The sequence below is a fragment of the Dolichospermum planctonicum genome, assembly GCF_005402965.1.
Lineage (GTDB): Bacteria > Cyanobacteriota > Cyanobacteriia > Cyanobacteriales > Nostocaceae > Dolichospermum > Dolichospermum planctonicum.
Map to the genome: position 1 here is coordinate 14,363 of NZ_BJCF01000050.1, position 12,842 is coordinate 27,204.

At 38.8% G+C, this 12,842-nt stretch carries 9 protein-coding genes, 1 pseudogene and 2 CRISPR repeat arrays; all 10 genes and pseudogenes read right to left on the bottom strand.

Annotation, left to right across the window (positions count from 1 at the left end; translation table 11 throughout):
• Positions 1 to 2 precede the first annotated feature (2 nt).
• Complete coding sequence (locus tag FFO06_RS17495; protein WP_137909182.1) at positions 3 to 398, bottom strand: hypothetical protein; 396 nt, start codon at positions 396 to 398, stop codon at positions 3 to 5.
• A 123-nt stretch (positions 399 to 521) separates the two neighbouring features.
• Positions 522 to 1,313 carry a type III-B CRISPR module RAMP protein Cmr4 gene (gene cmr4 / locus FFO06_RS17500; RefSeq protein WP_137909183.1) on the bottom strand — a complete coding sequence of 264 codons (792 nt, stop codon included), beginning with the start codon at positions 1,311 to 1,313 and terminating at the stop codon, positions 522 to 524.
• Complete coding sequence (locus tag FFO06_RS17505; protein WP_137909184.1) at positions 1,313 to 2,467, bottom strand: type III-B CRISPR module-associated Cmr3 family protein; 1,155 nt, start codon at positions 2,465 to 2,467, stop codon at positions 1,313 to 1,315. The genes cmr4 and FFO06_RS17505 overlap by 1 nt, the downstream gene beginning before the upstream one ends.
• Positions 2,467 to 5,448 (bottom strand): type III-B CRISPR-associated protein Cas10/Cmr2, encoded by a 2,982-nt coding sequence (gene cas10, locus FFO06_RS17510; RefSeq protein ID WP_137909185.1) that lies wholly within the window; start codon positions 5,446 to 5,448, stop codon positions 2,467 to 2,469. Before cas10 ends, FFO06_RS17505 begins: the two co-directional genes overlap by 1 nt.
• Before the next feature lie 1,070 nt (positions 5,449 to 6,518).
• Positions 6,519 to 6,779 carry a hypothetical protein gene (locus FFO06_RS17515; RefSeq protein ID WP_137909186.1) on the bottom strand — a complete coding sequence of 87 codons (261 nt, stop codon included), beginning with the start codon at positions 6,777 to 6,779 and terminating at the stop codon, positions 6,519 to 6,521.
• Between the two features lie 141 nt (positions 6,780 to 6,920).
• Positions 6,921 to 7,693: direct repeats of the CRISPR family, unit length 36 nt; unit sequence GTTTCCATTCAATTAATGTCCCCAGCGAGTGGGGAC.
• 12 nt (positions 7,694 to 7,705) lie between these two features.
• Positions 7,706 to 8,104 (bottom strand): hypothetical protein, encoded by a 399-nt coding sequence (locus FFO06_RS17520; protein ID WP_137909187.1) that lies wholly within the window; start codon positions 8,102 to 8,104, stop codon positions 7,706 to 7,708.
• A gap of 128 nt (positions 8,105 to 8,232) precedes the next feature.
• The gene (locus tag FFO06_RS17525) at positions 8,233 to 9,369 is read right to left on the bottom strand and encodes a hypothetical protein (RefSeq protein WP_137909188.1); all 1,137 of its coding nucleotides are present in this window, start codon (positions 9,367 to 9,369) and stop codon (positions 8,233 to 8,235) included.
• Between the two features lie 111 nt (positions 9,370 to 9,480).
• Positions 9,481 to 9,957 (bottom strand): hypothetical protein, encoded by a 477-nt coding sequence (locus FFO06_RS17530; RefSeq protein ID WP_137909189.1) that lies wholly within the window; start codon positions 9,955 to 9,957, stop codon positions 9,481 to 9,483.
• A 1,062-nt stretch (positions 9,958 to 11,019) separates the two neighbouring features.
• Positions 11,020 to 11,430, bottom strand: coding sequence for a hypothetical protein (locus FFO06_RS17535; protein WP_137909190.1), 411 nt, complete (start codon positions 11,428 to 11,430; stop codon positions 11,020 to 11,022).
• Positions 11,431 to 12,437: direct repeats of the CRISPR family, unit length 36 nt; unit sequence GTTTCCATTCAATTAATGTCCCCAGCGAGTGGGGAC. It abuts the gene before it with no gap.
• Between the two features lie 202 nt (positions 12,438 to 12,639).
• Positions 12,640 to 12,842: pseudogene (locus FFO06_RS17540) on the bottom strand (IS200/IS605 family transposase); the annotation flags it as partial.

A 12,842-nucleotide genomic window follows, 5' to 3' on the forward strand; every position in this document is an offset into this window, starting at 1 on the left:
TTTTACTCTCCCTTAATATCCCAATAAACAGCAGTAGCCCAAAAACTAAATTCTTGTGCTAACGCTAGTCCCAAACCTGTGATACCTAAATATTCATCTGTATTAAGATTTTTTAGTGTTGTTAAACCTTGTTCACCAGATAAATTTGCTGTTCCTGATACTTGTTGTAAGCATTCAAAGAATTTCTTTACTACTTGCTTTTTACCTTCCATTTTATCAGGTAATGCCATTTCTTCGGCTTTTAATCGCATCATTCCCCAAGTAGAAAGGTATGTATAAAGTTCCACTGCTTGACTTTTTTGTTGTTTCAAACGATTCTCATCTTGATGGTGTAAATTGCGTAAATTATTTAAAGCGTCATAAGTTGGTGTGGCAATGGTTCTAGGGTCAAATGTCATATTAATTTCCTTTTTCTGACTACACTTTTACAGGCTATAAAATTATTGTTTTCATCCTGTAAATCCTTAAATCCTGGACATCCTGATATGGCTTGCACCACGCTTTGCTATCAGACAAATTTTCTAATTCTCTTTAGCAGTTGACATCCACTGTTGCACAAAACCCCGTCCTAAACTTTCTTGTCCGCCAATTTGCAAAATGTCATTTTTCGCCAATAATTTTTGAAAATCTTGAGCAGATTTTTTTGATTTTCCATTAGCTTGTGATGTAATTCCCCAAGGTAAATACATTAATGTATCTGGTGGAATTGCTTCCTCATAACGGAAACCACCATTTACAGATTTATGTTCATCGAGTTTAATTTTCACCTGTCTCCATAAACTCATTTGAATTAATGTAGCACAGTGTTTATCAGGTAAAACCAATAACCGATTTATAGAAACCGTAGCATCACTTTTTGGTACAAATTGTTGTAAATTTTGTCCTGGTTGTAATTGATTTTTTGGGATAATTGCATCCTTTAAATAAACCGGAGAATTATTATTAAAGTTACAACTATATTCTACAGGTATGGGTAATTTACCTCCTTGTAAACGTTGCCAACGTTGTAATAAAAGCGGGCAACTAATCCATACTACACTATGACTTAATGATGGTACTGGCAACCATAATATAGAAGCGTCACCAATCCAAATATCACCCTGTTCTAGTTGTCCGTCTTGTAAATCAGTGCCAAATAGTTGATATTTTAGGTCTTTATCTGTAGCCAATGAACGTACTTTACCCCTGACTGTACTAGAAGGAATATAGGGTAAATTAGTATGAGATTCACGGGCAATTCCTAATAAATTACCTTCCTGAGTTATGCCACCCGTATGTAATGGTGAAAGTAGATATAAATAGATGTATTCCATTAAGATTTCTCCTCACTTTTTCCTTGATATTTAATCCACAACATTTCTGAATAACCCAATTGTCGCCAATTGTTTACACGATTTTTTTTATCATTTGCTAAACTTTCATTATCCTGAAACAATCCTTGAGGTTTATTCAAGTAGTATAAACTTCCCGGTGGTGCGGCAAAAACCTGGGGTGCAGGAATGCTTTTTGTAATGCTTTTTGTCTTGTCTTGTTTCTCCCTAATTCTACAACTAATTGGTACTGCTTTATCTGTGGACATACTCACAAAATTACCGTCTTTGAGTTTCCATTCCCAGGGATAAGGACGACATAAATTTACTCTTTGTTCAGGATTATATTTATGTGGTCTTTCAAAAACTCCAGGAGTAACTAAATAAGCGATTGATTGAGTATCAGCTTGAAAATTATCACGGGAGATCTTTTGTAATTCTTGCCATTGTTCCCCCAATTCTGGACAAGATTCTACTATTGATCTGTGTCCTTCTCCTCCTAATCTGATTGTCGCAGGTGTTGTAATTTCGTGATTAATGCCTATGGCAAAACTCCAATTTTGATGTAAACGAATGGCCTTTTCTACAAAGTAACCATCAGCATCTTTAACTTGTTTTGTTCCGGGTTCAATGCTATTATGAGAACGGGTTTCTTCGTCCCAAGGTTTATCCTCATGACTGTCTTTAATTATGTTCCAATCATTTTTATCTATTTTCCCCGTTTCTAAATATTTCTTAACAACACAATAAGGTAAATATTGTCTGAATTTTGTTTCTACTCCATTGCCTTTAACCAAATCATCATCATCATCATCTTTTTTATGATGAGCTTTAACTAATGGACAAGGTTGAGTTTTATCCCATAAGGCATTGTTGATATAAGATTCTGTTTCCCAAGTTAAAGGGACAAGGGGTACAGATTTGGCAAAACCTAAAGGACGGGGAAGATATAGGGTATTTTCTGTGTTTTGATAACAAAGGAATGGACCGACAATTTTAAAGTCTTTCTTTTCCCCCAATATTCCCCTAAATGCACCAGCTATAGTATGACCATTAGGAGGAAATATACTACCAGCCCATGCCCTTTCTTGTGGTGAAAATGGTTTAGCATCTCTTAACATTAAAATATCTAATGGTGTGAGTTTATACCAATACATTATTTCTCACCTCCTACTTTTATATCTATATCACGGTTACGTTTGACAAATGCCGCTAGTTTTAACCAACTTTGAATTTCATTATCTAGTTGTTTGGTTTCGGTAGTAATAAACAACGCTGTGAAAAAGTCCGCTAACTGTTTTTGAAACTCTTTTTTCGCATCTTCATCATTTTGGAATTGATCTCGGCGATCGCAAAATGCCTTTGTCCAAGGTACAATAGCTTCTAAACTCGGTGCGGGGTGTTGACTCCATAAACTCGCAGCTTGTTCAAATATCGCACTTTCTAAATCATTTGTGATTAATTGCTGCCATTCAGAAAAAACATCGAATTTAGCAGTGGATTTTAAGGTATTACCATTGCTGTATAATACCCGCACTTGTACAGCGTCTTTGGCTTTTTTTTCACCATTGTTATCAATATAAACATGATCTTTGGCTTTTTTTTCCGCTTCCCAGAGACTTTCTAAAGCTATTGCTAAGGGTACAGAATGATGGGCAATTACGATACCAAAACTAATTGTAGCCGTGCTACCCATTGTAAATAATGGACGCTCAACTAAACCAACTTTTTTACCATCATCTTTTAAATATTGCCAATAATCACCCTTATTGCTAAATTCTCCACGGGGGTCTTTTGCACCTTTAAAACATTGACGGATATCCCATAACCATTTATCCCATTCCCAAAGATTGGTATAAGCTAAAACATCATCACCACCACCATAAATTAATCTACCCGCATAACGGTTTTGTGTCAAATAGGGAACTAATTGATTAGAAAAATCTAATAACGCGCGACTTAATGCACTGTGGGTACTAGGTCCCATGCGTTTTTGGATTTCTAAAAACTTTGGAAAGTTAGTTAATGTAACTTTTTCCTCAAAACCATCAGGAATATATTCCCGGTAGGGTTTCATTTTTGAACCCTTTAACCATTCACTCATACTATCACCATCACCTGCTGCTAATACATACCAATCTGATGGGTTATTGTTGGGATAGCATTGACTGAGAATTTGATTAATTCCTTGGGTGTATTCTGCTTTTAATGCTTCACTATTGGGTAAATCTTCTAGTATCCAACCTGCATTAAGTAAGCGGGGATGGTATTTTTTAGGATTCTGTTTTTTATCTATCCAAGGAATACCCCATTTACCTCTCATTTCTGTGAGTGTATTCTCGATATCAGGGTATTTCTCAATTATGGATTGACAAGCTTTTTCAAAATTACGTTTATGTTCAGGATTACTTTGATTAACTTTCAAATATCCTGCAACTCCAGAGGTTAAATCTGGATAGGAGATTTCTAAATCTACTCCTAATAATTCTGGTAAAACCTTATGTAAACCCCGCTTTAATACCTCCGTAGCATTTAACTGTTCTCTACCATCAAAAAACCCTGCTTTATGCTTCCAAAAATGTTTGGTTTCACCTTCTGTCATCCAGTCTTTTTTATCTTGATCTTGATTACCAGGACTGACAACTGGACCAATACCAGAAATTGTGGAACGGGGTCCAAAAGCTGTGGGAAGTTCCCAATTTCTAGCGTTTTTAACAGATGCTAAACTAGCGCGGGTTGCGTCGAAAATATAACCCCACCATGAACCTATATTAGCACTAAATCCCCTTTTATATATCTGTTGACGAATTTGATAAGATTCTTGTAATAAATCTTTTTCTTGGTCTTTGAAAAGCTGATTTTTATTGTTGATTAAATTGTAAGTTTCATTTTGTGCTTTTGACCAGGTTTCAAATTCTTGATTTTTGTTTTCGTTAGCAGAACATTTACACTCTTCTTCTGGTTTACCTATGGGTAATGCTGTCCAGTAGGTTTGCCACTGGGATTTTAACCAACCTTGCCATCTGGTATGATTGGGATCTAAACCTTTCATCCAATAACGTTCATTTTGCAATTCTTTTAATACTAAGTCCCCCACTTTTAACCATTCTTTTAACAAGGTTTGTTGGGCTGTTTGCATGGCTGCTTGTACTTTGCCTTCTGGTAATACCAATACTATCACATTAGGAAACCCTGCGGTTAATAATGATTCTGGTGATGGTTGGTTTATATATGGCGAAAAATCTCGATATTGTTGTAATAACCAATGGTCAATTAATGGTTGTTCATATAAACTAGGATAAAGTAAGGTATCTGGTCCATATTGATTGGCTAGTTGCCAACAAACTTTAGCTGATAAATAATGTAATAACCAAGAACCCGCCCAAAAATCCCGCATTTTGCGACTAGATTTAATTAGTTCCTGTACTGGACTAAAACTAAATACTGCTAAATAAGGATGAGAAACGGCTTTACCTCTTGGCCAGTTTTTAATTTCATCTAATGTTAAATCATATCCAGCAAAACCACCAGCTAGGGCTGATGTCATACTTACATGACTCCAAATTGAAGCATCGGGAATCCTGGTTTCTGCTGGCATTAACATTAAGGAACTATCTTCAAAGATATCACAGGTGACTTTAGGTAAACAACGCCATAACCACCAATATAATTCTTTAATTTTGGGAATATTATCTTCAATTTCGTCTTGAAATTTTTGTGGTGCTGTTTCTAGTATTTCTAATAATTTCTCTTCTTTTGTAGATAAAAAATCTGCACGTTTACCATTGATTAATTCTTGGTGAAAATTAACTTTAAAATCTTGTTTTGCACCAGATAGTAAATGTCTAATTTCTAATCCCTTGTTAGGGTTGTTACCTTCTGCATAGTTTATAAATTCCGTAGTACCACCAATGGCGGATCTATCACTTGCTGAAGCTACATGATCTGCTAATAGGATATTTGCTAATGCTTTACCACGAGAATCATCGGGGGTTTTGCCAATTTCAACCCAAGCTTTCATTACTTCTAGTTGTTTATAGAAGCTATTTTTACCCCGTCCTGTATTGTCATGTAACGCTTTTAATACAGGGTCATGTAGTAACCCCCAAATCTTAGCCCGCCAATATTCTGCTGTCATCGGTAGATCCCCTGTTTAGCTTATAGATGAATTATAAGAGCGCGATTCAGTGTTTGTCTAGGAATCTAAAATATCTCAAGATTTTTGTAATATTTGCTCTAACCCTTACTCTGTAAGCTTTTCCTGACTTTGAGGATTTTATTAAAAATATTTTATTTTGTTTGACATTGGTTCTTATTTATGCTGCTATCAAGTTACAGCGTTTCCTTTACCAAACATTGATTGATAGTTAAAATGTACTGATTCTCAAAATATCAGTACATATTTTATTATGTATTTATATATACTATTGATGAGCGTTGTTTCCATTCAATTAATATCCCCAGCCAGTGGGAAAGATGAACAATTTTATGGGATAAGCGCTCAATATCATGACGTTTCCATTCAATTAATGTCCCCAGCGAGTGGGGACGGTATATGTATGGTTCTGGTTTAGTGGACTATTTGTCGTTTCCATTCAATTAATATCCCCAGCGAGTGGGGACTCACCTTTTCCTGAGTGAATTGCTCGGATTAAGAATGTTTCCATTCAATTAATGTCCCCAGCGAGTGGGGACTCAATAATTAATTCTTTGACACTCTGCGGTCTAAAGACACGCAGATTCTTTAAGACTTGCTTAAAAGGAATAGTCAATTATCCCTCTACACGCTCAAAACAACTACCAGTACGACAGGTATTGCAATTGCGCTTACTTTTATGTTTTTTTTGCTTTCCGAGTCCATCAAATTTTGGCGGTATACACTCCATATTTTACCTTTACTTGTTTACCCAGGCTACAGTCAAATGCCCAGACGAGATAAATCAGGGGTTTCTCCTTATTAAAATACTTCTTCGTGCCGATGGTTGTTCTTACTTGCGTTTCAATTATATCTTATGCTCGGCGAATAAATTCGCCGTTGGCACTTCCTCCACTGTCTAAAGCCAAGTGGCTTCCGTGCCTTTCGCCGATTTTCTGGTGATTAAGAGCGATCGCTAAAAGTAGTTTTTACAATCCTTGTCGGGTAAAGGATTAGAGTCTTTATTTACAAAACCTTTATACCTCTTACCCCATTTAGCAGGTGTCCTCCGGCTAACGGTTTTTCTCTTTTAATTTTTGCAATGATCCCTCATAGTCATTTTCCCATTGACTACGCTCTTTTTCTTTTTCACAAGATTTGATCAAAGAATATTTACTGCCACCGCTATTCTTTGTAACCCGTTCCGCAAATTCTTCACATTCTGTTTTTTCTTGTTCTGTACTGCTGGTACTGGTAGTAGTACCACCACAAGCTCTAAAAAAAATAGAAAATATGACCATCAAAAACAAAAGCGTAGTTATTCTTTCTTTCATTGTTAATAAATATGAGTAAGTAGGTTGGCGTTGAAAATTGTCGTTATAGCAAGGCAAGAGGCAAGAGTAAAGAAGTTCTCAGCGATTTTACATTTCTTTACACAGTTAATTACCTCACACCTTATGTATTATTACTAGCTGGTTTCCATTCAATTAATATCCCCAGCCAGTGGGGATATGTAGGGGCGAACGGCCGTTCGCCCCTAGGTGGGTTTGATCATCAGGTTTCCATTCAATTAATGTCCCCAGCGAGTGGGGACGACAAATTTATCAACTGTTCCTATATGTTGTCGAAAGGGTTTCCATTCAATTAATATCCCCAGCGAGTGGGGACGTGCGATCGCTGAACAAAGTGTCCAGTAAAGAAATGTTTCCATTCAATTAATGTCCCCAGCGAGTGGGGACAACAATTCTTAATATTGCTAGTCCCGCACTGGCAGCGTTTCCATTCAATTAATGTCCCCAGCGAGTGGGGACGAAAGTACTAAACATACCCTCTGGGTACAAGTTGGTGTTTCCATTCAATTAATGTCCCCAGCGAGTGGGGACTAATACGAGATATAGCTACTGAAGTTGAGATTTTAGTTTCCATTCAATTAATGTCCCCAGCGAGTGGGGACTTATTGAGAATAATTTTCAATCAATCTATGGTGAAGTGTTTCCATTCAATTAATGTCCCCAGCGAGTGGGGACGGAAATACAAGCGGAAAATAGTCATCTATTCGCGTTGTTTCCATTCAATTAATATCCCCAGCGAGTGGGAAAGATGAACAATTTTATAGGATAAGCATTTAATATCATGACGTTTCCATTCAATTAATGTCCCCAGCGAGTGGGGACTCGATTAGTCATGTGGATCAAATTGTAGAGGTTTTAATGTTTCCATTCAATTAATGTCCCCAGCGAGTGGGGACTAAAACATCTGACTATGAAACTGCTCCTTCTGGAATAGGCGGGATTTTATTTTTAAAATCTTCATTGCCTTCTATACTCAAAACCTTAAAAGAATCCAATCCATAAACGGCAACAGACAGGTCTAGATTATTTGGGGAATAAGCATGACCCTGAAATCCAGTCGAGGTCTTAATCTCTCTGTTCCAAGCCCTTAAAGCCCTTTCCTCTATACTTTTCCTGACACTTGCTTTTTCTGCGGCGGCTTTCAGCTTGTTTTTTTGGTCGCTTGCTGCTGGGTAACTTTTAATTTTCACAACAGGATTAATGATCTCGAAAGGATCATTATGCTCCGTCTCAACTTCAACACTTGCCAAAGTAAATTCTTTTTCGCCTATGTCACCAAACGGGCAATATTCAAGTTTAATTTTCATGTAAAATCGCTCCTAAAACAAAATTAAAATGCCCTGGATCTCGCTTGTAAAAGTCAGTCATCAGTTTGGGATCGCGGAATTTCTCAAGTTTCCATTCAATTAATGTCCCCAGCGAGTGGGGACCTCCTTTAAGGTACAAGCATAGGAGCCAGTATACACAAGCTTCTAAGTTCTGAATAGTTTGGCATCCACGCTACCTGCAACAAACCAAATCCTAATCCTAGTGGTATTAGGACTAAGGCTGACCAGCCTGCTAATACAAATGATTGTAATACCATAATCACAAAGATTATAGAAGGGTCTGGCTCAAACTTAGTTTTACAACATAGGTACATTGCTATTGCTGGTACAAGACCCATAAAGACTACTAGAAACAGATAGCCTTGACCAGCCCCCGACACTTGTAAAATTGGAGTTTGGTAAAGTCTATCAGGTCTGAGTAACAAATCTGCTAGAGGAGTTTTAGTTGAACTCCCATCTCTAAACAACAGACCTAAATTCCATCCTTCTATAGCCACAGAAGTTAGGTTAGCTATTATTATGCGATAAGCACCAGGACCTATTAGCGCAGACGTGGTGGCACTTAGTGATAAACCTGGTGTTACCCAGGTGAGCAGAAAAGTCCACAGAATGGATGAGACCCCTGCTGGAGAGTTAAAGCCTCTTTCTCTTAGTATTTGGCTAGGGGTAGGAGGTGGGTCTGCTCCTAGTAATGAAGGGAAAGCTAACCCAGTTAGGATTGGGATTACACTTACTTGTATTTGTAAAACTAAAAAGGTTTTAATTAGCCACAAAACTAGTGCTACCCCACCTACTAACCCTATTACTAAAAGAACGTAACTTATCAGATCAATATTTTCTCTCTCTATTTGGTCTTTATTAAGGAACATCAATATAGAGCAGAGGATTAAAGGAAACACCCCAGTTATGTGTCCAGGAGGGCTGGGGATAGGAAGGAAGCAGAATAACAACAAGATCACTACTCTTACTATCTTTATAGTGCTACCTATTTCTTCTGTTAAGGCTGCTGCACTCTCACTGTTTCTCACTAGCAGTTGGTTGGGGTCTACATCCTCATTGAGGAGATAAACAATAAAGTAGGCAAGAACTGTAGCTACTAACCTGACTTTTGCTTCGCATTGCAATACAAAGCAGAGAGTCATTGCTGCTCCCCCTGCTATATAAGGAGTTATTAAAGAATGTCTTGCTAGATGCAAGACTACCCAGCAGAATCCCCCAAAGAAAAGAATAAAGTGAATGCTCATAGAAGTTTGTGCAATTGCCTCTCTCTGTTCTTTTTTCCTACACAAACTATCTCATAAGTGTGTTACAGAAGGAGGGTTGCCCCTCCTCAGCTTTAATCAGCAATGTAACACTTAATCCAGTAGATACTTAATCCAGTAGATTAACTCCTCTCGAAAAGAGAAGAATTTATAACTTGCTCTAGAAGGACTTCGGGGAGCATCTTCTACCAGCCATGACTGATTAATTATCTGTTGAGCTAGTATCTCTATAGTGTGTTCAGCCTCTACAGGAATCTCCCCTAATGCTTTACCCAAACTACTATCAGACTCAATAACCCACTCTAAAAGCTTGAAGGCTTCACTATCACTAGAGTAGCGGTTAGCTGGGTTTTGTTCCTCCCACAGTTGCTTGAGGTTATCAAGAGGTATGTAGGCTACCGGATTAAAAAAATAAGTATTTTCATCAGTAGTTGAGAAAGACACCAAGACTGTTGAACTATTTGTTTCTTTCTCTAGTTTTCCTACCAGCCACAGATTCGCCCTCATAGCTAACACCTCTCCTTTTGGTAGGTTCTCTGGGTCAACAGGAATCCACTTGATATCTGTCATTGCTTTTGGCTCTGCTTCTAGCTTTGCTTTTGTTTCTACTTTGACAGGGGAAACCCATTGAGTTTCTGTTAGCCTGGTAAACCCCTTAAACCTTACCTTGTCCCCAACTACTTCTGCTATAGTTTGTACCTCTGGAGTTTTACCCCCAAAGTAGTTTACTAAGTCTCCTGCTTTGTAGGGTGTGGGCTCCTCTACCTTTGAATAAGAATCTAATCATTTGTTTGGCTTACAGTTTACTAAATCGATCCTACCATGAAAGTTCCCATACACGTCATCAGCTTGTATACCTGCCACGCGGACTATGCCACTCCGGCGCATTATGACAGCACTCTCTATACAGCCTGTGCCTCTAGACTTTGTTAGCTCTTTGTTAATGATTTTTCCTTCAGAGCTTATAGTAACATTCTTCCAGTAGCTACCAGGTTCTAAGTAAGTTCTAACGTTCTGCACTAATCCTCTGTCTGTGTTTAGGTTGAGGAGGTAATAGCTATCGCCTGAGCCTAGGACTTTTATATGTTTGAAGAAACCTACTTCTGGCTCTTCTATGGGCTTTGGCATCCAGTCTTTTGCTAGGGAGGGCAAGGGTCTTTGGTATAATTCATTCCAAAAGTAACACAGTAGCACAACAGTAAAAAAGGGGAATACTAGTTTAACACCCTTAGTCATTCTGCTCCCCCTGCCACTTTACCACTGTAGGTCGGTTAAAACCATCAACTGTCAGCGTTGCTTGACCTTTCTGGTCTTGGTAAGTTAACAAGTTGTGCGGGTCTTTTACTCTTAGCTTCTCATTATTAGAAAGGTGTATGACTACACAATTGTTTTTTGAGTATTTGTAAGAGAATGTTATGTAGTCTTTACCCGCGCAGAAACCTAACACTTTGGTCTTAAGAGTATAAGTTCCAGGAGCTGGGTAGGCAGAATGCTTTACTTCAGGGTACAGACCACTGCCTTGACCGATACTTACCCAAGCAAGGGGTAAAAAGGCTAGGGCTGCGGTTAACAACCCTAGAAGCTTTATGAAGTTCATAGACCTTTTAGATTTACTAGATTTAGTCTACCCCACTAAGAGTACACTAGCTCCCAAGACTCATAGGCTGCTCTCTCAGCATTCCTAGCTATATCCTCAGCATTATCATTAGGGTAGATGAATGGGATGTCAGCCACGTTAGCTCCCGTCTGAGCTGGCTGCTCCAGGATAGAGTGCAAGAAAACCTCACTGGGTGGGAAGAACAGTATTCTTCCTCCCAACTCTGGTTTAGCAGTGCGGAGGAAGTCTTGTTTGTACTCACTCCACTTGTCTCTTAGCGGTTCATTGTCATGTTCTATTGTTAGCTCTGTAGGATTGGTTGTAACTGCTACAACAGCATTAGGAAACCAGACCAACCAGCGATCGCCAGCTAGTCTTTCTAAAATGGGAACAACTAACTCTACGGTTATGTTTTCAAAGCCCTGACCTAGCTTTTCGTCTTTCAAGTTTCCATTCAATTAATGTCCCCAGCGAGTGGGGACCAAGGTCATTGTCTGGGTGAATATCAATTACAACCTTTACGTTTCCATTCAATTAATGTCCCCAGCGAGTGGTTCAGCAACAATTTTAAAATTGTTGCTGAACCACAGATAATAGTTTCCATTCAATTAATGTCCCCAGCGAGTGGGGACTAAGAGCGGTTTTGCACCATGTCTAATAACGCTAACCGTTTTTCCTGTTTCCATTCAATTAATGTCCCCAGCGAGTGGGGACTCTAAAACCAATAGATTCCAATTCCTAGATCCTAATGTGTTTCCATTCAATTAATGTCCCCAGCGAGTGGGGACTTTACTGTAACTCTTGCTCCAGCGAAGGGTACAGGGGTGTTTCCATTCAATTAATGTCCCCAGCGAGTGGGGACTAGATGCGAAAAGCCACAATCATAAAGCTTTGATCGCGTTTCCATTCAATTAATGTCCCCAGCGAGTGGGGACGTGCTGCGTGGTGACGATTACGGAGTTCCCCGCACTGAACGGTTTCCATTCAATTAATGTCCCCAGCGAGTGGGGACAAGCGCGAAAGAGATTGCATATATAGGCAATAGTCAGTTTCCATTCAATTAATGTCCCCAGCGAGTGGGGACGTGGGAACACACTAAATGCAGCTTTGGAGATATGGTTCTTCAATTAGTTTCCATTCAATTAATGTCCCCAGCGAGTGGGGACTACATACTGAGATTAATTGATTGCGAGAATAAACTTGTTTCCATTCAATTAATGTCCCCAGCGAGTGGGGACGGGGTAATTGACAATGGCATCATTCTTGTCAAAGAAGTTTCCATTAAATTAATGTCCCCAGCGAGTGGGGACTCTTTCGTAGTTGCAATGAAGAGCTTGCAAGCTTTTTGTTTCCATTCAATTAATGTCCCCAGCGAGTGGGGACCACATAATAAATACTTAATCCAAGAAGTATTTAAGTTTCCATTCAATTAATGTCCCCAGCGAGTGGGGACCCCTCAATTTTAAACCCTTACCCAGCAAGGTGTCCAGAGACAGTTTCCAAAGATCAGGAAAAAAAGTGGTAAAACCACCAACCGACAGCGGGAAAAAACCCCCAAAACCCTTACCCAGCAAGCGACCGAAGTTCCCAACGAAAAAATCAACATTACAGCCATTTTACCTGACCGAAAATAATGGGATACAAGCCCCGTCCTTCTAGGACGGCTTTTCTTGATTTTTAATATACTCTTTTAATATCTCTAGTGGCGCACCTCCTACAGAAATGGCAAAAAACTGGGACTCCATAACGCTTCTCTATGAGGTTTTTTATAGCCAGCTTGCCCATACCTACGACTAGATACCCCTTTCAAAGCATTTACTATTTGAGAAATAGATAGTTTTGGCGGATACTCAATAAG

Excerpts from the sequence above, each read along its gene's own strand:
- FFO06_RS17495 (WP_137909182.1), bottom strand. The coding sequence starts at position 398 with ATGACATTTGACCCTAGAACCATTGCCACACCAACTTATGACGCTTTA.
- FFO06_RS17525 (WP_137909188.1), bottom strand. The coding sequence starts at position 9,369 with ATGAGCATTCACTTTATTCTTTTCTTTGGGGGATTCTGCTGGGTAGTC.
- cmr4 (WP_137909183.1), bottom strand. The coding sequence starts at position 1,313 with ATGGAATACATCTATTTATATCTACTTTCACCATTACATACGGGTGGC.
- FFO06_RS17505 (WP_137909184.1), bottom strand. The coding sequence starts at position 2,467 with ATGTATTGGTATAAACTCACACCATTAGATATTTTAATGTTAAGAGAT.
- FFO06_RS17520 (WP_137909187.1), bottom strand. The coding sequence starts at position 8,104 with ATGAAAATTAAACTTGAATATTGCCCGTTTGGTGACATAGGCGAAAAA.
- FFO06_RS17530 (WP_137909189.1), bottom strand. The coding sequence starts at position 9,957 with ATGACAGATATCAAGTGGATTCCTGTTGACCCAGAGAACCTACCAAAA.
- FFO06_RS17515 (WP_137909186.1), bottom strand. The coding sequence starts at position 6,779 with ATGAAAGAAAGAATAACTACGCTTTTGTTTTTGATGGTCATATTTTCT.
- cas10 (WP_137909185.1), bottom strand. The coding sequence starts at position 5,448 with ATGACAGCAGAATATTGGCGGGCTAAGATTTGGGGGTTACTACATGAC.